The 23,474-nt window shown below is 66.7% G+C and carries 20 protein-coding genes and 1 pseudogene; 4 read left to right on the forward strand and 17 right to left on the reverse strand.

What is annotated here, in order from left to right:
• Positions 1-138 (reverse strand): ATP-binding protein (locus H0U68_RS19405; RefSeq protein WP_365732214.1); only part of this gene is annotated, 138 nt, incomplete at its 3' end.
• A 32-nt stretch (positions 139-170) separates the two neighbouring features.
• Between H0U68_RS19405 and H0U68_RS19410 the strand changes: the two genes are divergently transcribed.
• On the forward strand, positions 171-317 hold the full coding sequence (locus H0U68_RS19410) for a hypothetical protein (protein ID WP_296358548.1): 147 nt from the start codon (positions 171-173) through the stop codon (positions 315-317).
• Between the two features lie 30 nt (positions 318-347).
• Here the strand turns inward: H0U68_RS19410 and H0U68_RS19415 are convergent, their stop codons facing one another.
• The 9 genes and pseudogenes from H0U68_RS19415 to scpA all read right to left on the reverse strand — a co-directional run bounded on the left by H0U68_RS19415 (position 348) and on the right by scpA (position 13,258).
• Positions 348-1,403, reverse strand: coding sequence for a 2-oxoacid:ferredoxin oxidoreductase subunit beta (locus H0U68_RS19415; protein ID WP_296358549.1), 1,056 nt, complete (start codon positions 1,401-1,403; stop codon positions 348-350).
• Positions 1,400-3,259, reverse strand: coding sequence for a 2-oxoacid:acceptor oxidoreductase subunit alpha (locus H0U68_RS19420; protein WP_296358550.1), 1,860 nt, complete (start codon positions 3,257-3,259; stop codon positions 1,400-1,402). The genes H0U68_RS19415 and H0U68_RS19420 overlap by 4 nt, the downstream gene beginning before the upstream one ends.
• Entirely contained in the window at positions 3,256-5,148 is a 1,893-nt protein-coding gene (locus tag H0U68_RS19425) for an FAD-dependent oxidoreductase (RefSeq protein WP_296358551.1), read from the reverse strand. Before H0U68_RS19425 ends, H0U68_RS19420 begins: the two co-directional genes overlap by 4 nt.
• A 147-nt stretch (positions 5,149-5,295) precedes the next feature.
• Entirely contained in the window at positions 5,296-5,778 is a 483-nt protein-coding gene (locus H0U68_RS19430) for a VOC family protein (protein ID WP_296358552.1), read from the reverse strand.
• Positions 5,779-5,920: 142 nt separating this feature from the next.
• Entirely contained in the window at positions 5,921-7,972 is a 2,052-nt protein-coding gene (locus tag H0U68_RS19435; RefSeq protein ID WP_296358553.1) for an acetyl/propionyl/methylcrotonyl-CoA carboxylase subunit alpha, read from the reverse strand.
• Between the two features lie 20 nt (positions 7,973-7,992).
• Positions 7,993-9,525, reverse strand: coding sequence for an acyl-CoA carboxylase subunit beta (locus tag H0U68_RS19440; RefSeq protein WP_296358554.1), 1,533 nt, complete (start codon positions 9,523-9,525; stop codon positions 7,993-7,995).
• A gap of 18 nt (positions 9,526-9,543) precedes the next feature.
• Positions 9,544-10,554: a methylmalonyl Co-A mutase-associated GTPase MeaB gene (gene meaB / locus H0U68_RS19445; RefSeq protein ID WP_296358566.1), complete on the reverse strand. Its 1,011-nt coding sequence runs from the start codon at positions 10,552-10,554 to the stop codon at positions 9,544-9,546.
• Between the two features lie 153 nt (positions 10,555-10,707).
• A pseudogene (locus tag H0U68_RS19450) lies at positions 10,708-10,917 on the reverse strand (GIY-YIG nuclease family protein); the annotation flags it as partial.
• A 187-nt stretch (positions 10,918-11,104) separates the two neighbouring features.
• Positions 11,105-13,258: a methylmalonyl-CoA mutase gene (scpA, locus tag H0U68_RS19455; protein WP_296358555.1), complete on the reverse strand. Its 2,154-nt coding sequence runs from the start codon at positions 13,256-13,258 to the stop codon at positions 11,105-11,107.
• 64 nt (positions 13,259-13,322) lie between these two features.
• Between scpA and H0U68_RS19460 the strand changes: the two genes are divergently transcribed.
• Both H0U68_RS19460 and H0U68_RS19465 read left to right on the forward strand, forming a co-directional pair.
• Positions 13,323-13,958: a GntR family transcriptional regulator gene (locus H0U68_RS19460; protein ID WP_296358556.1), complete on the forward strand. Its 636-nt coding sequence runs from the start codon at positions 13,323-13,325 to the stop codon at positions 13,956-13,958.
• A gap of 19 nt (positions 13,959-13,977) precedes the next feature.
• Complete coding sequence (locus tag H0U68_RS19465) at positions 13,978-15,294, forward strand: Fic family protein (RefSeq protein WP_296358557.1); 1,317 nt, start codon at positions 13,978-13,980, stop codon at positions 15,292-15,294.
• Positions 15,295-15,309: 15 nt separating this feature from the next.
• Here H0U68_RS19465 and H0U68_RS19470 read toward each other — a convergent pair whose 3' ends face one another.
• The 6 genes from H0U68_RS19470 to dusA all read right to left on the reverse strand — a co-directional run bounded on the left by H0U68_RS19470 (position 15,310) and on the right by dusA (position 22,597).
• Positions 15,310-16,488 (reverse strand): acyl-CoA dehydrogenase, encoded by a 1,179-nt coding sequence (locus H0U68_RS19470; protein ID WP_296358558.1) that lies wholly within the window; start codon positions 16,486-16,488, stop codon positions 15,310-15,312.
• Positions 16,489-16,504: 16 nt separating this feature from the next.
• Positions 16,505-16,903, reverse strand: a complete 399-nt coding sequence (locus H0U68_RS19475; RefSeq protein ID WP_296358559.1) for a RidA family protein — start codon at positions 16,901-16,903, stop codon at positions 16,505-16,507.
• A complete protein-coding gene (locus tag H0U68_RS19480) occupies positions 16,900-18,207 on the reverse strand; it encodes an acyl-CoA dehydrogenase family protein (RefSeq protein ID WP_296358560.1) in 1,308 nt (435 codons plus the stop codon). The genes H0U68_RS19475 and H0U68_RS19480 overlap by 4 nt, the downstream gene beginning before the upstream one ends.
• An 11-nt stretch (positions 18,208-18,218) precedes the next feature.
• The gene (locus H0U68_RS19485; RefSeq protein WP_296358561.1) at positions 18,219-19,082 is read right to left on the reverse strand and encodes an enoyl-CoA hydratase family protein; all 864 of its coding nucleotides are present in this window, start codon (positions 19,080-19,082) and stop codon (positions 18,219-18,221) included.
• The gene (locus tag H0U68_RS19490) at positions 19,066-21,501 is read right to left on the reverse strand and encodes a bifunctional salicylyl-CoA 5-hydroxylase/oxidoreductase (RefSeq protein WP_296358562.1); all 2,436 of its coding nucleotides are present in this window, start codon (positions 21,499-21,501) and stop codon (positions 19,066-19,068) included. Before H0U68_RS19490 ends, H0U68_RS19485 begins: the two co-directional genes overlap by 17 nt.
• An 88-nt stretch (positions 21,502-21,589) precedes the next feature.
• Entirely contained in the window at positions 21,590-22,597 is a 1,008-nt protein-coding gene (gene dusA / locus H0U68_RS19495; RefSeq protein WP_296358567.1) for a tRNA dihydrouridine(20/20a) synthase DusA, read from the reverse strand.
• A 113-nt stretch (positions 22,598-22,710) separates the two neighbouring features.
• Between dusA and H0U68_RS19500 the strand changes: the two genes are divergently transcribed.
• Positions 22,711-23,118, forward strand: coding sequence for an RNA-binding protein (locus tag H0U68_RS19500; protein WP_296358563.1), 408 nt, complete (start codon positions 22,711-22,713; stop codon positions 23,116-23,118).
• 24 nt (positions 23,119-23,142) lie between these two features.
• On the opposite strand, the gene H0U68_RS19505 is transcribed toward H0U68_RS19500, so the two are convergent.
• A partial coding sequence (locus H0U68_RS19505) for a hypothetical protein (protein WP_296358564.1) occupies positions 23,143-23,474 on the reverse strand: 332 nt, incomplete at its 5' end.

A 23,474-nucleotide genomic window follows, 5' to 3' on the forward strand; every position in this document is an offset into this window, starting at 1 on the left:
GCCGGGGCCGGGGCCGGGGCCGGGGCTGCCGGCGCCCACCGTGCCGCCGTGCAGCTCCACCAGCCGCCGCACGATGGTCAGGCCGATGCCGAGGCCGCCTTGCGAGCGGGCCAGGCCGCGCCCGGCCTGCGTGAACAGGTCGAAACACGTGGTCGAGGAATTCGCGCGTTATGCCGATGCGCGTCGCGCAGGTGGATCTGCTGTTCACCGACGTGGTGATGCCCGGCTCGCTGCGCTCGGGCGAGCCGGCGCGGCGCTACCTGGCGGCGCGCATCCGCCAGGTGCTGGACCAGAAGCCGACGGACAAGCAGCGCTGAAGGGACAGGTCGCGCCGGCGCCCGGCCGGCTCAGCGCAGCGACGCGTTGAGCTTGTCCAGCGCCGAGGCGCCGGGGCACAGATCGCGCGCTTCCAGCGCGTTCAGCGGCCGCGCGCTGGTGTTCATTGCGGTGTGCAGGTCGGTGGCCAGCGGGTCCACGTAGAGTAGCCCGGTCAGCACCTCGCCGCGCGCCTGGTGCGCGTGCATGTGGTTGAAGGCGGCGTTGCGGTCGGTCGGGTCGTAGCCGCTGTGCAGGCTGCGCAGGCGCAAGAGCGTGCCGTCGTGCTGGCGCACTTCCACCACTTCGCCCGGCGCCGAATCGGCCGTGATCTCGGCGCGCGGCGTGATGAAGTCGATGCGGTTGACCGCCTCGTTGTGCTCGCGCACATAGTCGTAGCTCTTGGTGCTGCCCGGATGGTTGTTGAATGCCACGCAGGGGCTGATGACGTCGATGAAGGCCGCGCCGCCATGGCTGATGGCGCCCTTGATCAGCGGCACCAGCTGCTCCTTGGCGCCGGAGAAGCTGCGCGCCACGTAGGTGGCGCCCAGCTGCAGCGCCATGCCGACCAGGTCCACCGGACTGTCGCTGTTGATCACGCCCTTCTTGCTTTTGGAGCCGGCATCCGCCGTGGCCGAGAACTGGCCCTTGGTGAGGCCGTAGACGCCGTTGTTCTCCACGATGTAGGCCATGCGCACGCCGCGCCGCATGGCGTGCGCGAACTGGCCCAGGCCGATGGAGGCGGAGTCGCCGTCGCCCGACACGCCCAGGTACAGCAGCGCGCGGTTGGCCAGGTTGGCGCCGGTCAGCACCGAGGGCATGCGGCCGTGCACGGTGTTGAAGCCGTGCGAAGCGCCCAGGAAATAGTCGGGCGTCTTGGAACTGCAGCCGATGCCCGAGAGCTTGGCCACGCGGTGCGGCTCGATGTCCAGTTCCCAGCAGGCCTGGATGATGGCCGCCGAGATCGAGTCGTGGCCGCAGCCGGCGCACAGCGTGGAAATCTTGCCTTCGTAGTCGCGCCGGGTGTAGCCGACCTTGTTGGTCTGCAGCGTCGGGTGGTGCAGCCGCGGCTTGGCGATGTAGGTCATGCGGTCTCCTTGGCCGTGGCGATGTTCGCCTGCAGGTGCGCCGCGATGGCGCCGGCGATGAAGCGCGCGGTGATCGGCGTGCCGTCGTAGTGCAGCACCTTGGTCAGTTGCGCGGGGTTGGCCTCCAGTTCGTTGACCAGCAGGCTGCGCATCTGCGCGTCGCGGTTCTGCTCCACCACGAACACGCGCTGGTGCACCGCCAGGAACTGCGGCACGCTGTCCGGGAAGGGGAAGGCGCGCAGCCGCATCGCGTCGACGTGGATGCCCTGCGCGGCCAGCAGCTCCAGAGCCTCTTCCATCGCCGGGCTGGTGGAGCCGAAGTAGATGACGCCCAGTTCGGTCGGCTGCTGCGCGACGCGCACCACCGGCTGCGGCAGCAGGCCAGCGGCGGTCTGGAACTTCTTGAGCAGCCGCTCCATGTTGTAGATGTAGTCGGGCCCGCGCTCCGAGTAGCGCGCGTACGGGTCGCGCGTGGTGCCGCGGGTGAAGTAGCTGCCCTTGGTGGGGTGCGTGCCGGGAAGCGTGCGCCAGGGGATGCCGTCGCCGTCCACGTCCTTGTAGCGGCCGAAATCCTTGCCGGCTTCCAGCTCCTCGGCGGTCATCACCTTGCCGCGGTCGTAGCCGTGGCTCTCGTCCCAGGCGAACGGCCGGCACAGGCGCTGGTTCATGCCGATGTCCAGGTCGGTCATCAGGAACACCGGCGTCTGCAGCCGGTCGGCCAGGTCCAGCGCGGAAGCCGCATGCTCGAAGCATTCGTGCGGGTCTTCCGGGAACAGCAGCACGTGCTTGGTGTCGCCGTGCGAGGCATAGGCGCACGACAGGATATCGGCCTGCTGGGTGCGCGTGGGCATGCCGGTGGACGGGCCGCCGCGCTGCACGTTGATGATGGTCACCGGGATCTCGGCGAAGTACGCCAGGCCGATGAATTCGGTCATCAGCGATACGCCCGGGCCCGAGGTGGCGGTGAAGGCGCGCGCGCCGTTCCAGCCCGCGCCCACCACCATGCCGATGGAGGCGATCTCGTCTTCGGCCTGCACGATCGCGTAGCGGTTCTGCCCGGTGTCGGGGTCGACGCGGAACTTGGCGCAATATTTCTGGAACGCCTCGGCCACGGAAGACGACGGCGTGATCGGGTACCAGGCGGCAACGGTTGCGCCGCCGTACACGCAGCCCAGCGCCGCCGCCGCGTTGCCGTCCACGAAGATGCGCTCGCCCACCGCGTCGGCGCGGCGCACCTTCAGGCCCACCGTCTGGCGCAGGTGCTCCGCGGCGAAGTCGCGGCCCAGGTGCAGCGCGCGCACGTTGGAGGCCAGCAGCTTTTCCTTGCCCTTGTACTGCTCGCCGAACAGCTTCTCGATGACGTCCGGGTCGATGTCCAGCAGCACCGACAGCGCGCCCACGTAGATGATGTTCTTGAACAGCTGGCGCTGGCGCGGATCGGTGTAGACGGCGTTGCAGATTTCGGTGAGCGGCATGCCGATCACGTGCACGTCGTCGCGAAAGCGCGAAGCCGGCAGCGGCCGCGTGCTGTCGTAGAACAGGTAGCCGCCCGGCGAGATCTCGGCCACGTCGGCGTCCCAGGTCTGCGGGTTCATCGCCACCATCATGTCCACGCCGCCGCGCCGGCCCAGCCAGCCGCGCTCGCTCACCCGCACCTCGTACCAGGTGGGCAGGCCCTGGATGTTGCTGGGGAAGATGTTGCGCGGGCTCACCGGCACGCCCATGCGCAGGATGGCCTTGGCAAACAGCTCGTTGGCCGACGCCGAGCCAGAGCCGTTGACGTTGGCGAACTTGACCACGAAGTCGTTGACCGCTTCGATCGGCTCCGGCGGGCGCATCTGCTCGGGGGCGTTCATGCCGCGGCTCCCGATCGCCGTTCGCCCTGAGCTTGTCGAAGGGCTTCGACAAGCTCAGCCCGAACGGAGGGCTCTGGGCGAACGGAGGGCTCGGCCCGAACGGAAGTTCCCGCGTGCGCCATGTTCAGCAGGAATTTCTGCATGTCCCACGCCCCCGTGGGGCAGCGCTCGGCGCACAGGCCGCAGTGCAGGCACACGTCCTCGTCCTTCACCATCACGCGGCCGGTCTTCAGGCCGCCGGATACGTACAAATCCTGCGCCAGGTTCAGCGCCGGTGCCTTCAGGTGCTGGCGCAGCCGCGTCTCCTCGTCGTTGCCGGTGAAGGAGATGCAGTCGGTCGGGCAGATGTCCATGCAGGCGTCGCACTCGATGCAGGCGGTCTGCGTGAACACGGTCTGCACGTCGCAGTTCAGGCAGCGCTGCGCCTCCTTGAACGCGGTGGCCGCGTCGAAGCCCAGTTCCACCTCCACCTTGATGCTGGCCAGCGCGATTTCCGCCTTGGCCCATGGCACCTTGAAGCGCTCGTCGTTGGAGGTGTCGTTGTCGTAGCTCCACTCGTGGATGCCCATCTTCTGGGACACCAGGTTGGTCAGCGGCGACGGCCGCATGGCGACGTCCTCGCCGTTCAGGAAGCGGTCGATCGACACCGCGGCCTCGTGGCCATGCGCCACGGCGGTGATGATGTTCTTGGGGCCGAACGCCGCGTCGCCGCCGAAGAACACGGTGGGCACGCTGGACTGGAAGGTCTTGTCGTTGAGCACCGGCAGGCCCCACTTGTCGAAGGCGATGCCGCAGTCGCGCTCGATCCAGGGGAAGGAGTTTTCCTGGCCCACGGCGATCAGAACCTCGTCGCAGGCAAAGAACACGTCCGGCTCGCCGGTGGGCACCAGGTTGCGGCGGCCTTTGGCGTCGTATTCGGCGCGCACCACCTCGAAGGTCATGCCGGTGAGCTGCCCACCCTCGTGCACGAAGGCCTTGGGCACGTGGTAGTTGATGAACGGAATGCCTTCGTGCATGGCATCTTCCTTCTCCCACGGCGAGGCCTTCATCTCCTCGAAGCCGCTGCGCACGATGACCTTCACGTCGTCGCCGCCCAGGCGCCGCGCCGAGCGGCAGCAGTCCATGGCGGTATTGCCGCCGCCCAGCACGATCACGCGCCGGCCGACCTTGGTGACGTGGCCGAACGACACCGAGGCCAGCCAGTCGATGCCGATGTGGATGTTCGCCGCCGCTTCCTGCCGGCCCGGGATGTCCAGGTCGCGCCCGCGCGGCGCGCCGCAGCCGATGAAGACGGCGTCGTAGCCCTCGTCCATCAGCGCCTGCATGGAGTCGATGCGCTTGCCGCTGACGAAGTTCACGCCCATGTCGAGGATGTAGCCGGTCTCCTCGTCGATCACCGACTCGGGCAGCCGAAAGCGCGGGATCTGCGTCCACATGAAGCCGCCAGCCTTGGCCTCGCCGTCGAACACGGTGATCTCGTAGCCCAGCGGCGCGAGGTCGCGCGCGACGGTGAGCGAGGACGGCCCGGCGCCGACGCAGGCGATGCGCCTGCCGTTGCGCGGCGCGATGGCCGGCATGCGGTGCGCCACGTCGTCCTTGTGGTCGGCAGCCACGCGCTTCAGGCGGCAGATGGCCACCGGCTCGGGCTTTTCGCCGTTGTTCTCCTCCACGCGACCGCGCCGGCAGGCCGGCTCGCAGGGCCGGTCGCAGGTGCGCCCGAGGATGCCCGGGAACACGTTGGACGCCCAGTTGACCATGTAGGCGTCGCTGTAGCGGCCCTGCGCGATCAGGCGGATGTATTCGGGAACGGGGGTGTGGGCGGGGCAGGCCCATTGGCAATCCACGACTTTGTGGAAGTACGCGGGATCCGCGATGTCGGTCGGCTGCAAGGCGTTTGTCTCCTTTGGCCAGCCACCGGCCTCCCAGGGCCCGGCAGCAAAGTCGGGCCTATGGTGGCCCGGGGCCAGTCTACGCCTGTCGCGCAGCCTTGCAAGGCTGGGGACATCGGGGCGTTTGTAAAACGCGTCAGCAGAGCATCAGGACGGTGCCACGGCCAGCGCGGCGAACGCCTTCACCACCTCGGGCGGCGCCTGCACCAGCTCGATCAGCACGCCCTCGCCGCCGACCGGAAATTCCTCGTTCCCCTTGGGGTGGACGAAGCAGATGTCGAAGCCCGCCGCGCCCTTGCGGATGCCGCCCGGCGCGAAGCGCAGGCCTTTGCCGCCGAGCCATTCCACGGCGCGCGGCAGGTCGTCGATCCACAGGCCGATATGGTTGAGCGGCGTGGTGTGCACCGCCGGCTTCTTCTCGGGGTCCAGCGGCTGCATCAGGTCTACCTCGACCTTGAACGGACCGGCGCCCATGGCGCAGATGTCCTCGTCGACGTTCTCGCGCTCGCTGCGGAAGTTGCCGGTGACCTCCAGGCCGAACAGGTCGACCCACAGCGTCTTCAGCCGCTCCTTGTCGGGCGCGCCGATGGCGACCTGCTGGATGCCGAGAATTTTGAAAGGTCTTTGCATTGGTTTCTCCAGCTACCGTTCGCCCGCCTACCCGTTCGCCCTGAGCCTGTCGAAGGGCGCGCTTGCGGGGCTTCGACAGGCTCAGCCCGAACGGATCTTTAGGCGAACTCCAGGATCGGTCACGCGAACTCCAGGATCTCGTTTACGCGAACTCCAGGATCGGCTGGTCGACCGCGAGCGACTCGCCCTTGCCGGCCAGCACCTTGCCGACCACGCCGTCGGCGGCGGCGAACAGCACGTTCTCCATCTTCATCGCTTCGATGACCGCCAGCCGCTCGCCGGCCTGCACCTTCTGGCCGGGCTGCACCGCCACGTCCACCAGCAGGCCGGGCATGGGCGACAGCAGGAAGCGGCTCATGTCCGGCGGCGCCTTGTACGGCATGAGGGTGTGCAGCTCGGCCGCGCGCGGCGTGAGCACCAGCGCGTCGATACGCGTGCCGTTGTGCGACAGCGCGAAGCCCAGCGGGTTGCGCAACGCGCCGCGCTCGATCTGCGCGTTGAAGGGCGTGCCGTTGCTGGTGCCGCGGATGCGCGCGCCGCCCAGGTGCCACTTGGGGCTGCAGATCTCGTAGCGCTTGCCGTTGGTTTCCACCACGCTGGAGCCGCTCACCGCCTGGAAGTCGCTCACGTGCGCCGGCTGCCGGCTGTTCTTGCCTTCCACGCCGAGTTGGACCACCACGAACTCCTCGCCCACCTTGAACTCGTGGCCGCGCAGCTGGCCGGCGATGCCGGCCGAGCGCTGCAAGGTGCGCCGGTTGACGTAAGCCGCCAGCGCCACCAGGAAATCCGGGTCGTCGTGCTGCACGTCCTCGGCACGAAAGCCGTGCGCGTAGTGCTCGGCGATGAAGCCGGTGTTGAAGTCGCCAGCCTGGAAATCGGGGTGCGCCAGCAGCGCGGCCTGGAACGGCACGTTGCTGGACACGCCGCGGATCACGAAGCCATTGAGCGCCTCGCGCATCCGGGCGATGGCGTCGTCGCGGTCGGTGCCGTGCACGATGAGCTTGGCGATCATCGAGTCGTAGAACATCGGGATCTCGCCGCCCTCGGCCACGCCGGTGTCCACGCGCACGCCGTGCAGGTGCTCGGTGTCCGAAGCCCACATCGATTCCTTGGGCGGCTGGAAGCGCACCAGCCGGCCGGTGGACGGCAGGAAGCCGCGGAACGGGTCCTCGGCGTTGATTCGGCACTCGATGGCCCAGCCGTCGCGTTTCACCTCGGCCTGCGTGAGCGGCAGCTTCTCGCCGGCGGCCACGCGGATCATCAGCTCCACCAGGTCCAGCCCGGTGATGCACTCGGTGACCGGGTGCTCCACCTGCAGGCGGGTGTTCATCTCCAGGAAGAAGAAGCTCTGGTCCTTGCCGACCACGAACTCCACCGTGCCCGCGCTCTGGTACTTCACGGCTTTCGCGAGCGCCACGGCCTGCTCGCCCATGGCCTTGCGCGTCGCCTCGCTGATGAAGGGTGACGGCGCCTCCTCGATCACCTTCTGGTGGCGCCGCTGGATCGAGCACTCGCGCTCGTTCAGGTAGATCACGCTGCCGTGCGAATCGCCCAGCACCTGGATCTCGATGTGGCGCGGCTCCTCGACGAACTTCTCGATGAACACGCGGTCGTCGCCGAAGCTGTTGCGCGCCTCGTTGCGGCACGAGGTGAAGCCCTCGAACGCTTCCTTGTCGTTGAAGGCCACGCGCAGGCCCTTGCCGCCGCCGCCGGCCGAGGCCTTGATCATCACCGGGTAGCCGATGTCCTTGGCAATCGACACGGCCTGCTCCGCCGTTTCGATCGCCTCGTTCCAGCCCGGAATGGTGTTGACGCGCGCTTCCTTGGCCAGCTTCTTGGAGGCGATCTTGTCGCCCATGGCGGCGATGGAATAGTGCTTGGGCCCGATGAAGACGAGGCCCTCTTCCTCCACGCGGCGCGCGAACTCCTCGTTCTCCGACAGGAAGCCGTAGCCGGGGTGGATGGCCTGGGCGCCGGTCTGCTTGCAGGCGGCGATGATCTTGTCGGCCACCAGGTAGCTCTCGCGGCTGGGCGCCGGGCCGAGCAGCACGGCCTCGTCGGCCAGCAGCACGTGCCGCGCGTCGCGGTCGGCCTCGGAATACACGGCCACGGTCTTGATGCCCATCTTGCGGGCGGTCTTGATGACGCGGCAGGCGATTTCGCCGCGGTTGGCGATCAGGATTTTGGTGAACATGTTCTTGTCTCCCTGGCGCGTCACAGCGGAATGTTCCCGTGCTTGCGCCACGGGTTCTCGATCTTCTTGCTCTGCAGCATCACCAGCGAGCGGCAGATGCGCTTGCGGGTTTCGTGCGGCAGGATCACGTCGTCGATGAAGCCGCGCGCCCCGGCCACGAAGGGATTGGCGAAGCGCGCCTTGTATTCCGCTTCGCGGGCGGCCAGCTTGACGGGGTCGTTCTTGTCCTCGCGGAAGATGATTTCCACCGCGCCCTTGGCGCCCATCACCGCGATCTCGGCGTGCGGCCAGGCCAGGTTCACGTCGCCGCGCAGGTGCTTGGAGCTCATCACGTCGTAGGCGCCGCCGTAGGCCTTGCGCGTGATCACCGTGATCTTGGGCACGGTGCATTCGGCATACGCGTACAGCAGCTTGGCGCCGTGCTTGATGATGCCGCCGTACTCCTGGCTGGTGCCCGGCATGAAGCCCGGCACGTCGACGAATGTGACCACCGGGATGTTGAAGGCGTCGCAAAAGCGCACGAAGCGCGCCGCCTTGATGCTGCTGCGGATGTCCAGGCAGCCGGCCAGCACCAGCGGCTGGTTGGCAACGATGCCCACGCTCTGGCCTTCCATGCGGGCGAAGCCGATGATGATGTTCTTGGCGTACTCGGGCTGCAGCTCGAAGAAGTCGCCGTCGTCCACCGTCTTGGCGATCAGCTCCTTCATGTCGTAGGGCTTGTTCGGGTTCTCCGGCACCAGCGTGTCCAGCGACATGTCCATGCGGTCGGCCGGATCGTGGCTGGGTCGCACCGGCGCTTTTTCGCGGTTGTTCAGCGGCAGGTAGTTGTACAGGCGGCGCAGCATCAAGAGCGCCTCCACGTCGTTCTCGAACGCCAGGTCGGCCACGCCGCTCTTGGTGGTGTGCGTGATGCCGCCGCCCAGTTCCTCGGCCGTGACTTCCTCGTGCGTCACCGTCTTCACCACCTCGGGGCCGGTGACGAACATGTACGAGCTGTCCTTCACCATGAAGATGAAATCGGTCATGGCCGGCGAGTACACGGCGCCGCCGGCGCACGGGCCCATGATCATGCTGATCTGCGGCACCACGCCCGAGGCCATCACGTTGCGCTGGAACACGTCGGCATAGCCCCCCAGCGAGGCCACGCCTTCCTGGATGCGCGCGCCGCCGGAATCGTTCAGGCCGATGACGGGCGCGCCGACCTTCATGGCCTGGTCCATCACCTTGCAGATTTTTTCGGCATGCGCTTCCGACAGCGCGCCGCCGAACACGGTGAAGTCCTGGCTGAAGACGAAGGCCATGCGGCCGTTGATGGTGCCGTAGCCGGTGACCACGCCGTCGCCGGGGATCTTGTTGTCCTCCATGCCGAAGTCGGTGCAGCGGTGCTCGACGAACATGTCCCATTCCTCGAACGTGCCCTCGTCCAGCAGCAGCTCGATGCGCTCGCGCGCCGTGAGCTTGCCCTTCCTGTGCTGCGCTTCGACACGCTTGGTGCCGCCGCCCAGGCGCGCCGCGGCGCGCTTGTTTTCCAGTTGCTCGAGGATGTCTTGCATGTTGGGTTGCTCTCCGTTTTATGTCCCTATGGGTTGCTCCATGGCGTTCAGCAGCTGGCGCGCGGCGGTGGACGCGGGCAGCTGCCCGTGCTCCACCTCGTGCGCGAGCCGCGGCAGCAATTCCTTGACTGCCGGGTGCTGGCGGAACGCCTGCTTCAATCCGTGTTCGATGCGCTCCCACATCCAGGCACGCGCCTGGTGCCTGCGGCGCGCCGCGAGTTTGCCGTTGCGCTCCTGCAATTGGCGGAAGCGCGACACCGCGTCCCAGAACGCTTGCACGCCCTGCACTTTCAGCGCGCTCAGCCGCACGACTTCGGGGTGCCAGATGTCGGGATCGTGGTGCGCATGCTCCGCGCGCCCGTGCAGCCCGAGCAGGCGCAGCGCGCTGGTGATCTGCGCCTGGGCGCGCATGGCGGCGTCGGGGTCGATATCGGCCTTGTTGATGACCACCAGGTCGGCCAGCTCCATCACGCCCTTCTTGATGGCCTGCAGGTCGTCGCCGGCATTGGGCAGCTGCATCAGCACGAACATGTCGGTCATGCCGGCCACCGCGGTCTCGCTCTGGCCGACGCCGACGGTCTCGACGATCACCACGTCGTAGCCGGCGGCCTCGCACACCAGCATGGACTCGCGCGTCTTCTCGGCCACGCCGCCCAGCGTGCCGCTGGACGGGCTGGGGCGGATGTAGGCGCGCTCGTGCACCGACAGATGCTCCATGCGCGTCTTGTCGCCCAGGATGGAGCCGCCCGAAACGCTGGAAGACGGATCAACCGCCAGCACCGCGACGCGATGCCCTTGCGCGATGAGATACAGGCCCAGCGCCTCGATAAAAGTGCTCTTCCCGACGCCCGGCACGCCGCTGATGCCCAGTCGGAACGACTTGCCGGTGTGCGACAGCAAGCTGGTGAGCAGTTCATCGGCCTGCGCGCGGTGGTCGGCACGGGTGGATTCGAGCAGCGTGATGGCCTTGGCCATGGCGCGGCGCTGCTGCGGGCCGGTCGAGCCGAGGATGGATGTGGTTAATTCCAAGGCCCGACCAAGCTCCGTTCGCCCCGGGACAACCCCCGTTTGCCCTGGCACAACCCCCGTTCGCCCTGAGCTTGTCGAAGGGCCCGAGCGAGTCCGCGCCAATTCCTGAACGCGGTCCCAATCCCTCGCAATCAGTGCTTCCTTTTTCGCCCGCGACCATCCCTTGATCTGCTGCTCGAACGCCAGCGCACCCTCGCGCGACTCGAACTCACCTTGCCACACAAGCTCCACCGGCTTGCGCGTGGATGTGTACCCGATCACGCCCTCGAAGTGCTGCTGCATGCGCACTTCTATGGCGTCGGTGTGGCCCGCGTAGTACGAGCCGTCACCGCATCGGAGCAGGTAGACGTGGAAGGGCTTCACTGTGCACGCAGGGCTTCGACAGGCTCAGCCCGAACGGATGAGAACTCGGTCGGAACGGAGAGAACAACCACCGTTCGCCCTGAGCTTGTCGAAGGGCTCTGGGTGAGGGCTTCGACAAGCTCAGCCCGAACGGAGAGCGGCTCAGCCCCCACGGGGGGCGGCTCAGCCCCAACGAATGCGCTGCAGTTCACGCCTGCGCCTTGCGGATCTGTTCCAGCACGTCCTTCGCGCTGGCCGGGATCGGGGTGCCGGGGCCGTAGATGCCTTTCACGCCGGCGTCGTACAGGAACGCGTAGTCCTGCTGCGGCACCACGCCGCCGACGAACACGATGATGTCGTCGGCGCCCTGCTTCTTCAGTTCTTCGATGATCGCCGGCACCAGCGTCTTGTGGCCCGCCGCCAGCGTGCTGATGCCCACCGCGTGCACATCGTTCTCGATGGCCTGGCGGGCGCACTCCTCGGGGGTCTGGAACAGCGGGCCGATGTCGACGTCGAAGCCGAGATCGGCGTAAGCGGTGGCCACCACCTTGGCGCCGCGGTCGTGGCCGTCCTGGCCCAGCTTGGCGACCATTACGCGCGGGCGCCGGCCCTGCTGTTCGGCAAACTCCGCGATCTCGGTCTTCAGTTTGTCCCAGCCCTCGGCCGAGTCGTAAGCTGCCGCGTACACACCGGTCACCTTCTGCGTATCGGCGCGGTGGCGCCCGAAGACTTTTTCCAAAGCGTCGCTCACCTCGCCCACCGTCGCGCGCAGACGCATCGCCTGGATGGAGAGCTGAAGCAGGTTGCCGGTGCCGTCCTGGGCGGCTGCGGTCAGCGCCTCCAGCGCAGCCTGCACCTTGGCGCCGTCGCGCGTGGCGCGAATCTTCTTCAGCTGCTCGATCTGCTGGTCGCGCACCCGCACGTTGTCCACTTCCAGGATCTGCACCGGGTCTTCCTTGGCCAGCCGGTACTTGTTGACGCCGACGATCACGTCCTTGCCCGAGTCGATGCGCGCCTGCTTCTCCGCCGCCGCCGCTTCGATCTTCAGCTTGGCCCAGCCCGAATCCACGGCGCGCGTCATGCCGCCCATGGCTTGCACTTCCTCGATGATGGTCCAGGCCGCATCCGCCATGTCCTGCGTGAGCTTCTCCATCATGTAGCTGCCGGCCCAGGGGTCGACCACATTCGTGATGTGCGTCTCTTCCTGGATGATCAGCTGCGTGTTGCGCGCGATGCGCGACGACGTTTCCGACGGCAGCGCGATCGCTTCGTCGAAGCTGTTGGTGTGCAGGCTCTGCGTGCCGCCGAACACCGCGGCCATGGCTTCGATGGTGGTGCGCACCACGTTGTTGTAGGGGTCCTGCTCGGTCAGCGACCAGCCCGAGGTCTGGCAGTGCGTGCGCAGCATCAGGCTCTTGGGACTCTTGGCGCCGAAGTCTTTCATGATGCGGCACCACAAGAGGCGCGCCGCGCGCATCTTGGCGATCTCGAGATAGAAGTTCATCCCGATGGCCCAGAAGAACGACAGCCGCCCGGCGAAGGCGTCCACGTCCAGGCCCTTAGCCATCGCCGTCTTCACGTACTCCTTGCCGTCGGCCAGGGTGAAGGCCAGCTCCAGCGCCTGGTTGGCGCCGGCTTCCTGCATGTGGTAGCCGGAGATGGAAATCGAGTTGAACTTCGGCATCTTCTGCGCCGTGTACGCGATGATGTCGCCCACGATGCGCATCGACGGTTCCGGCGGATAGATGTACGTGTTGCGGACCATGAACTCCTTGAGGACGTCGTTCTGGATGGTCCCTGACAGCTGGTTCTGCGCGACGCCCTGCTCCTCGGCAGCCACCACGTAGCCGGCCAGCACCGGCAGCACAGCGCCGTTCATGGTCATGGACACCGACACCTTGTCCAGCGGGATGCCGTCGAACAGCACCTTCATGTCCTCCACCGAATCGATGGCGACGCCGGCCTTGCCGACGTCGCCCAGCACGCGCGGATGGTCGCTGTCGTAGCCGCGGTGAGTGGCCAGGTCGAACGCCACGGACACGCCCTGCCCGCCCGCGGCCAGCGCCTTGCGGTAGAACGCATTCGATTCTTCCGCCGTGGAGAAGCCCGCGTACTGCCGGATGGTCCAGGGCCGCACCGCGTACATGGTGGCCTGCGGGCCGCGGATGTAGGGTTCGAAGCCGGGAAGGGAGTCGGTGTGCGGCAGGCCCTGCAGGTCCTGCGCGGTGTACAGCGGCTTCACGGCAATGCCGTCGGGCGTGATCCAGTCCAGCGACTGCACACCCTTGGGCGCGGATTTGGCGGCGGCTTTGGCCCAGTCGTCGAGGCTCGCGGGTTGGAATTCGGGCGCGGCTTGGCTCATGGCGTTTCCTGTGATGGCCGAATCATACATAATTATTGATAACTGACCTTTAGAATGCCGTCCCATGTCTGCCCTCACGCTCGCACCGCGCGCCCTCTACGAAGAGGTGGCGGAACTGCTGCGCCAGAGGATCTTCCGGCGCGAACTGGAGCCGGGCGCATGGATCGACGAGGTGAAGCTGGCGCAAGAATACGGCATCAGCCGGACGCCTTTGCGCGAGGCGCTGAAGGTGCTGGCGGCCGAGGGGCTGGTCACCATGAAGGTGCGCCGCGGCGCCTACGTGACCGAGGTGTCCGAGCGTGACCTGAGCGAGGTGTACCACCTGCTCTCGCTGCTGGAAAGCGACGCCGCCGGCGTGGTGGCCGCCAGTGCCACCGACGTCCAGATCGACGAACTGCGGCAGCTGCACGCGCAGCTGGAAGCCGCGGTCGACCGCCGCGACGAATTCTTCGTGATCAACGAGCGCTTCCACATGCGCCTGCTGGAGATCGCCGCCAACCGCTGGCGCAATCAGCTGGTGGCCGATCTGCGCAAGGTGATGAAGCTCAATCGGCACAACTCGCTGCTCAAGGAGGGGCGGGTCGAGGAGTCGCTGGCGGAGCACCGGGCGATCATGGATGCGATCGCGCGGCGGGATGCGTCGGCAGCGGTGCTGCGGGTGCGCGAGCATTTCAGGAATGGGCTGCAGGCGGCGGCGTAGCCGCTACAGTGCTGGCACCATGGAAAATCTTCTTGAACAGTGCGCGCGGAAGAAGGCGGAGCTCGATGGCTATCGCCCGCTTGCGCCCGACCAGGAAGAGCGCATCCTGCAGAAGCTGCGGCTGGAATGGGATTTCCACTCCAATCACCTGGAAGGCAATTCGCTCTCCTACGGAGAAACCAAGGCGCTGATCCTGCACGGGCTGACGGCGCAGGGCAAGCCGCTCAAGGACCACTTCGAGATCACCGGCCACCACGAGGCGGTACTGTGGATTGAGGACCTGGTCCGCAAGCGCGAGCCGCTGACCGAGAGCGTGGTCCGCCAGTTGCATCAACTGATCCTGAAGGAAGACCACGAGATCGAAGCCGTCACAGCCGACGGCAGACCAACACACATCCGGGTGGAAGTCGGTCGGTACAAGACTTCACCCAACCACGTGAAAACGGCGACCGGCGAAACGCTCTTTTTCTCCAGCCCCATGGACACGCCGATCCACATGCGCGAACTGCTGGACTGGTATTCGGCCAATGCGGGAACGACGGACGCGATCGAGCTCTCCAGCGTCTTCCACCACCGCTTCACGCGCATCCATCCGTTTTCGGATGGGAATGGACGCGTGGCGCGGCTGCTGGGCAACTTCATCCTGATGATGGGCAGCTATCCGCCGGTGATCGTCAAGACGCAGGAGAAGGACACTTACTTCGCGGCACTGAGGTTGGCGGATGCGGGAAATCCCGCGGCGTTCGCGGAGTACATCGCGCAGCGGCTGCTGGAGTCGCTGGACTTAATGATCCGTGGCGCGCGTGGGGAGAGCGTCGAGGAGCCGGATGACGTGGCGAAGGAACTGGCACTGTTGAAGCAGCAGTTCCAGGCGCAGGAGCAGAAGGTCAACGTCCTGCGGGATAAGACTATTGCCGAAGCCGCTTGGGTTGCGTGGATAGAGCCACTCATCACCGAGTTTCTGCGTCGATCAACAGCGTTTGAGACGTTTTACCTGAAGCGACATGCGCATATATTAGTCAACGGGGCGGCCGGCGGAACTCTGGACGACATGATGCAACGCGCAGCTGCAAAGATAGGCAGTGCGGGAGAAATTGAGACGAGAGTGGAGTTTGCTCAGTTCCGTACAAGAGAACACGTCTCAAGAAACTTTACCCAATCCGTTTCTCTGCGCCTGCTGCCGACCCATACCGAAGTACTGAATGGTGCAAGGCAAAAACTTGCCGAGGTGGATTGGGATCACACACCCTCTAAAGAGACGCTCGCGCTCTGGATCGCCGCAGAAGAAAAGCGGCACATGGCCGCTTTAAAAGACCTGATCAACAAGCCCACCTGACGGCAGGCCTGTCCCTCAGAACGCCGAAATCCCCGTCTGCGCCCGCCCCAGGATCAGCGCATGCACGTCGTGCGTGCCCTCGTAGGTGTTCACCACCTCCAGGTTCACCAGGTGGCGCGCGACGCCGAATTCGTCGCTGATGCCGTTGCCGCCCAGCATGTCGCGCGCAACGCGGGCGATGTCCAGCGCCTTGCCGCACGAGTTGCGCTTCATGATGCTGGTGATCTCGACCGCCGCCGTGCCCTCGTCCTTCATGCGGCCCAGGCGCAGGCACCCCTGCAGGCCCAGCACGATCTCGGTCTGCATGTCGGCCAGCTTCTTTTGCACCAGCTGGTTGGCCGCCAGCGGCTTGCCGAACTGCTTGCGGTCAAGAACGTACTGGCGCGCCTTGTGCCAGCAGTCTTCCGCCGCACCCAGCGCGCCCCACGCGATGCCGTAGCGCGCCGAGTTCAGGCACGTAAACGGGCCCTTCAGGCCGCGCACGTCGGGAAATGCGTTCTCCTCGGGGCAGAACACGTCTTCCATCACGATCTCGCCCGTGACGGAGGCGCGCAGGCCCACCTTGCCCTGGATCTTGGGCGCGCTCAGTCCCTTGAAGCCTTTTTCCAGCACGAAGCCGCGGATCGATCCTTCGTCGTCCTTGGCCCAGACCACGAACACGTCGGCGATCGGGCTGTTGGTGATCCACATCTTGCTGCCGGCGAGCTTGTAGCCGCCGTCCACCTTGCGGGCGCGCGTGATCATGCTGCCGGGGTCGGAGCCGTGGTTCGGCTCGGTCAAGCCGAAGCAGCCGATCCACTCGCCGGTGGCGAGCTTGGGCAGGTATTTCTGCTTGGTGGCCTCGTTGCCGAATTCGTTGATCGGCACCATCACCAGCGACGACTGCACGCTCATCATCGAGCGGTAGCCCGAGTCCACCCGCTCCACTTCGCGCGCGATCAGGCCGTAGCACACGTAATTGAGGGCCGCGCCGCCGTACTGCTCGGGGATGGTCGGGCCCAGCAGGCCCAGTTCGCCCATCTCGCGGAAGATAGACGCGTCGGTCTTCTCGTGGCGGAAGGCCTCCAGCACGCGCGGCACCAGGCGCTCCTGGCAGTAGGCCGCCGCGGCCTCGCGCACCGCGCGCTCGTCGTCGCTGAGCTGGGAGTCCAGCAGCAGGGGATCGGCCCAGTTGAATGATGCTTTGGAGGCCATGGTCTTCGTCTTTCCTTCAGTCCGGCAACACCGCCGTGGCTTCGATCTCGACCTTGGCGCGGTCCTCGATCAGCGCTTTGACCTCCACCGCCGTCATGGCGATGTCGTAGCAGCCGATGAGCTCGCGAAAGGCCTGGCCGATCTCGCGTGCCGCGGCCAGGTATTCGCGCTTGTCGGTCACGTACCAGGTCATGCGGACGATATTTTCGGGCTTTCCGCCCGCCGCCCGAAGTACCTGCGCGACATTGTCCAGGGCCTGACGCGCCTGAGCCCCGAAATCGTCGCTGACGATGCGCTCCTGCGCGTCCCAGCCGATGGTGCCGGCGATGAACAGCATGCGCCCGCGCGCCACCACGCCGTTGGCATAGCCCTTGGGACGCGGCCAGCCTTCGGGCAGGATTGCCTGATGGGTCATTTCGATGCTCCGGTTGCGCCGACCGCCTTGAGCAGATCGCGCGCGATGATGAGTTGTTGCACTTCGGTCGCTCCCTCGTAGATGCGCAGCGCACGGATTTCGCGGTAGAGCTGCTCCACCGGCTCGCCGCTGACCACGCCCTGCCCGCCGAACATCTGCACCGCCGCGTCGATGACCCGCTGCGCGCCCTCGGTGGCGGCCAGCTTGGCCATGGCGGCTTCGCGCGTCACCCCCAGCCCCTGGTCGCGCTGCCAGGCAGCGCGGTAGACCAGCAGCGCGGCGCCGTCGATGGTGGTGGCCATCTCGGCCAGCTTGGACTGCGTGATCTGGAAGTCGGCCAGGGTGTGGTTGAACATCTTGCGCGTGGTCGCGCGGCGCAGGGCTTCGTCCAATGCGCGGCGGGCGAAGCCCAGCGCGGCGGCGGCCACCGAGGTGCGGAACACGTCCAGCGTGCGCATCGCCACCTTGAAGCCCTCGCCCGGCGCGCCGATGCGCTGGCCCAGCGGCACCTTGCAGTCGGTGAAGCGCAGCCGCGCCAGGGGGTGCGGCGCGATCACGTCGATGCGCTCGGCGATCTCGAAGCCCGGCGTGCCGGCATCGACGATGAAAGCGGAAATCCCGCGTGCGCCGGGCGCTTCGCCGGTGCGGCAGAACACCACGTAGAAGTCGGCGATGCCGCCGTTGGAGATCCAGGTCTTCTCGCCGTTCAGCACCGCATGGTCGCCCTCGATGTGCGCCTTGCATTGCAGGGCGGCGACGTCGGAGCCCGCTTCCGGTTCGGACAGCGCGAAGGCGGCGATGGCTTCGCCCTTGGCCACGCGCGGCAGGTAGCGTGCCTTCTGGTCCGGCGTGCCCTGCAGGCTAATGGCGCCCGAACCCAGGCCCTGCATCGCAAAGGCGAAGTCGGCCAGGCCGCTGTGCCGTCCCAGCGTCTCTCGGATCAGGCAGATGGCGCGGGTGTCGATTTCACCTCGTTCATTTTCCCGTTCGTTTCCCCGTTCGGGCTGAGCCTGTCGAAGCCCCGCCAGCACAGGCCCTTCGACAGGCTCAGGGCGAACGGAGGTGGCATCAAGCTCAGGGCGAACGGGGGTGGGATCACGCTCAGAGCAAACGGAAGTCAAATCAACGGCGTGCCGCAGCCAGCCGGCAGCGCCGAGGGAGCGCACCAGCTGCCGGCATTCCTCGTCCACGTCGGGACCGTGCGCATGGCTGATGTGCTGCGCGGCCCAGTCGTCCAGCGCAATCGCCAGTTCGCGGTGGCGCGGCGCGAAGAAGGGCCAGTCGAGATGGCGGCGGTGTTCCATGGCTTGCTCCATCAGTTGCCTTCGAACTTCGGCTTCTGCTTGGCCACGAAGGCGTTGTAGGCGCGCTTGAAATCCTCGGTGAGCATGCAGATGGCCTGGGCCTGCGCTTCGGACTCGATCGCCTGCTCGATGGTCATGGCCCATTCCTGGTGCAGCATGGTCTTGGTGATGCCGTTGGCGAAGCTCGGGCCCTGCGCCAGTTCGGCCGCCATGGCCTGCGCCTCGGCCAGCACGTTCTCGGGCGCGCACAGTCGGTTGAAGAAGCCCCAGCGTTCGGCCTCCTCGCCGCCCAGCGAACGGCCGGTGTACAGCAGCTCGCTGGCGCGCCCTTGGCCGATGATGCGCGGCAGCATGGCGCAGGCGCCCATGTCGCAGCCGGCCAGGCCCACGCGGTTGAACAGGAAGGCGGTCTTGCTGCGGGCGGTGCCATAGCGCAGGTCCGAGGACATCGCCACGATCGCGCCGGCGCCGGCGCACACGCCGTCGATTGCCGCCACGATCGGCTGCGGGCAGGCGCGCATGGCCTTCACCAGGTCGCCCGTCATGCGCGTGAACATCAGCAGCTCGGGCGCTTCCAGCCGCACCAGCGGACCGATGATCTCGTGCACGTCGCCGCCCGAGCAGAAGTTGCCGCCCGCGCCGGTGACCACCACCGCCTTCACGTCGGTGGCGTACTTCAGCTGGCCGAACAGGTCGCGCAGTTCGGCATAGGAGTCGAAGGTGAGCGGGTTCTTGCGCTCGGGCCGGTTCAGCGTGACTGTGCCGACGGCGCCCGACACCTCCCAGGCGAAATGCTGCGCGCGATAGCCCGCCAGCTGCCGGCGGTTGCCGGCGGCCAGCGCAGGGTCCACGCGGTCTTCAGTTGAATCGCTCAATTTTCGTCTCCTGCGCTGCAAGCGTCTTTTCGCGTTCGAGGTTGCGTTCGAGCTGGGTCTTGGCAGACCGGTATTGCCGGGGCCACGGCAGCTCGGTGTAGCCGATCTTCGCGGCTTCCAGCAGCGTCCATGCCGGGTTCGCCAGGTGCGGCCGCGCGATGGCGCAGAGGTCGGCGCGGCCGGCGGCGATGATGCTGTTGACGTGGTCGGCCTCGGAGATCGCGCCCACGGCGATGGTGGCGATGCCGGCCTCGTTGCGGATGCGGTCGGCGAACGGCGTCTGGTACATGCGGCCGTACACTGGCTGCTGCTTCTTGCTCACCTGGCCGGAAGAGCAATCGATCATGTCGGCGCCGGCCGCCTTGAAGGCGCGGCCGATCTCCACAGCGTCGTCCGGCGTGATGCCGCCTTCCACCCAGTCGTGCGCGGAGATGCGCACCGACATCGGCAGGTTCTGCGGCCACGCCGCGCGCATGGCGTGGAACACTTCCAGCGGATAGCGCAAACGGTTCTCCAGCGAGCCGCCATAGTCGTCGGTGCGCTGGTTGGTCAGCGGCGAGATGAAGCCGGACAGGAGGTACCCGTGCGCGCAGTGCAGCTCCAGCCAGTCGAAGCCGGCCTCGGCCGCGAGCTGGGTGCTGCGCACGAAGTCGTCGCGCACGCGGTCCATGTCCTCGCGCGTCATGGCGCGCGACCAGTCGCTCACGCCGTCCAGGTACTGCTGCGGCGAGGCGGAAATCAGCGGCCAGTTGCCCTGCTCCAGCGGCAGGTCCTCGCCTTCCCACGGCACGCGGGTCGAGCCCTTCGGGCCGGCGTGGCCCAGCTGCAGGGCGATCTTCGCGCCGCTGTTGGCGTGCACGAAATCGGCGATGCGTTTGAAGCCGTCGCGCTGCTGTTCGCTCCACAGGCCGGGGCAGCCGGGCGTGATGCGCGCGTCGGGCGTGGGGCAGGTCATCTCCACCATCACCATGCCGGCGCCGCCCATGGCGCGCGCGCCCAGGTGCACCAGGTGGTAGTCGGCGGGCAGGCCGTCCACGCAGGAGTACTGCGCCATCGGCGAGACGACCACGCGGTTGGCCAGCGTCACGCCGCGCAGGGTGAACGGCGTCAGCATCGGCGGGATCGGTTGGCGCTGCGCGGCGCGCGGCGTGCCGCAGCGTTCGGCGATCCAGTCCTCGTACTGCTCCACGTAGCCGCGGTCGCGCAGGCGCAGGTTCTCGTGGCTGATGCGCTGGCTGCGCGTGAGCATCGAGTAGGCGAACTGCTCGGGCGGCAGGCTGGCATAACGCTTGACGTTCTCGAACCACTCGGTGGAATTGCGCGCCGCGTTCTGGATCTTCAGCACTTCGATGCTGCGGATTTCCTCGTATTTTTGCAGCGCCTGCTCCAGCCCCACTCGTTCACCTGCTTGCCCCACCCGTTCGCCCTGAGCTTGTCGAAGGGCACTTCGACCTTGCTCAGGACAGGCTTCGACAGGCTCAGCCCGAACGGGGGAAAGAACGGATTTCAGCACCCGCGCCAGCTCGATCGAATCCTCCAGCGCGAGCTTGGTCCCCGAGCCGATGGAAAAGTGCGCGGTGTGCGCCGCATCGCCCATCAGCACTACGGGCGTGCCTGCGGCGTTGCGGTGCACCCAGGTCTTGCAGATCACGCGCGGGAATTTGATCCACTGCGCCGAGCCGCGCAGGTGCGAGGCGTTGGACATCAGCTTGTTGCCGTCCAGGTAGGGTGCGAACAGCTTCTCGCAGAAGGCGATGGCGTCTTCCTTGTCCATCGTGTCCAGCCCGGCGCCCTTCCAGGTGTCTTCCGGCGCCTCGACGATGAAGGTGGAGGTGTCGCCGTCGAACTGGTAGGCATGCGCCTGGAACCAGCCCCAGGGCGTTTCCTCGAAGGCGAAGGTGAAGGCCTCGAAGCGCTTGTGCGTGCCCAGCCAGACGAAGCGGCACTCGCGCATGTCGATGTCGGGCTGGAAGGTAGCGGCGTACCTGGCGCGGATGCGGCTGTTCAGGCCGTCGCTGGCGATGATGAGGTCGGCGTCGGGGTACTGCGTGTCGTCCTGCACGTCGGTTTCGAACACCAGCTCGACGCCCAATTCCTCGCAGCGCCGCTGCAGGATGTTGAGCAGGCGCTTGCGCCCGATGCCGCAAAAGCCGTGGCCGCCCGAGCGCACCTTGCGGCCGCGGATGTTGACCTCGATGTCGTCCCAGTGGTTGAACGCGCCGAGGATCTCGCCGGCCGTTGTCGGGTCGGCCTGCTGCAGGTTGCCCAGCGTCTGGTCGGAGAACACCACGCCCCAGCCGAAGGTGTCGTACGGCCGGTTGCGCTCGACCACGCGGATGCGGTGGCTGGGGTCCTGCTGCTTCATCAGCAGCGCGAAATACAGGCCGGCCGGGCCACCGCCGATGCAGACGATGTTCATGGTTACTCCAAACCTCGATATTTTAAGTTTAAAGCATTTGACTGGGCATGCCCAGAGGCAAACCCTGCCCTCTGCCCGCCCGCTCCGGTCAGGCGGCCAGCCGCTCGCCGCGTGCGTGCGCGAGCGCCATTACCTGCGCGGGCGGCACGCCCTTGAGCTTGTGGTCGCTCCACACCTGCCGCCAGCGGCGCGCGCCGGGCAGCCCGTTGTACAGGCCCAGCATGTGCCGGGCAATCGCGTGCCAGGGCACGCCGGCGCGCGCGGCCTCCCGCTCCATGTAGCGCACCATCTGCTCCTCGACCGCTTCGCGCTCCAGGGCGATTTCGCCATCGCCGCCGTGATCGCCGAAGAAGCCCGCATCCCAGCGGGCCAGCCACCAGGGGTTGTGGTACGCCTCGCGGCCGACCATCACGCCGTCGACCTGCGTCAGCTCGGCCGCCACCTGCGCATCGGTGGTGATGCCGCCGTTGGTGCAAATGACAAGGTGCGGAAACTCGGCCTTGAGCCGGTGCACCAGCTCGTAGCGCAGCGGCGGCACCTCGCGGTTCTCCTTGGGCGACAGGCCTTTCAGCCACGCGTTGCGGGCGTGGACGATGAACACGGAGCAGCCGGCTTCGGCCACCGTGCCGACGAAGTCGCGCACGAAGCCGTAGCTCTCGGTCTTGTCGATGCCGATGCGGTGCTTCACCGTGACAGGTATCGCCACCGCATCCACCATCGCCTTGACGCAGTCCGCCACCAGCTGCGGCTCGGCCATCAGGCAGGCGCCGAAGGCGCCGCGCTGCACGCGTTCGCTGGGGCAGCCGCAGTTGAGGTTGATCTCGTCGTAGCCCCACTGCGCACCCAGCTTCGCGCAATGCGCCAGCGCGTCGGGCTCGCTGCCGCCCAGCTGCAGCGCCACCGGATGCTCGCCAGCGTCGAAGTCCAGGTGGCGCTGCACGTCGCCGTGCAGCAGCGCGCCGGTGGTCACCATCTCGGTGTACAGGCGCGCATGGCGGCTCAGCAGCCGGTGAAAGTGGCGGCAGTGGCGGTCGGTCCAGTCCATCATGGGGGCCACGCTCAGGCGCCAGGGGCTGGGGGAAGTCTCTGGGTGCATCACGGCCACGACTGTAGCGTGCGCGTGGCGGAAGGCTCTCCTACATCCCTGTCTTCAGCAGGCCGACACGCCGTTGCGGGACTTGGGGCCTTAATGTCGGGAAAGGAGATCCGATGAAACCATTCCAGCTCGAATCCAGCATGACCACCATGGGCGGCGTGTTCTATCCCACCGGCTACATGGTGCTGATGTTCCCGACCGAAAACGACGCCCAGCAGGCCGCCAGCAGCCTGCAGGACGCAGGCATTGCCGGCGACACCATCTCGCTGCTGACGCCCAGCATCTTCCAGGAGCAGATCGTGCGCTCGGTCGGCAATGCTGACATTCCGCTGCCCTCGGCCGGCACCGAGGCCGACACCGTGCGCCAGTTCGCCGAATTCGCGAGCAAGGGCCACCACGCGCTGATGGTGCATGCCCCCAGCGGCGACGACGGCCACCGCGTGATGGAGATCCTGAAGGACGCGCCGATCTCGTACGGCCAGAAGTACCGCAAGCTGGTGATCGAGGACGTGGCGGACTGAAGAATTATTCTGAAGGAATGTCGGTCATGCTGAGGCATTGCCGACGTTCGCCTCCTTTTCCAGGTCTTTCGCAACTCGCGTCTTTTGCGACTCAAATTCTCTGAGCTCGTCTTCACTCAGAAGTCCCGACGCACCGATCCTGCACCACCGAATACCATCCAATACCGGTTTTTCGCAGTGCTCATACAAAGCGAGAAGTTTCTTTCTTTGCTGGTCATTAAGCGAATAACCATCCGTTTTGGGGGTGACCTGCCCCCTCCTGCCGTACCAAGTGAACCGAGGAAGTCCGGGGGTTGCAAGATTAATCGATCTGCGTGGGGGTTGTTGTTTATATATTTGAATCGCCAGCGCGCTGG

This window comes from Ramlibacter sp. (assembly GCF_013697775.1).
Lineage (GTDB): Bacteria > Pseudomonadota > Gammaproteobacteria > Burkholderiales > Burkholderiaceae_C > Ramlibacter.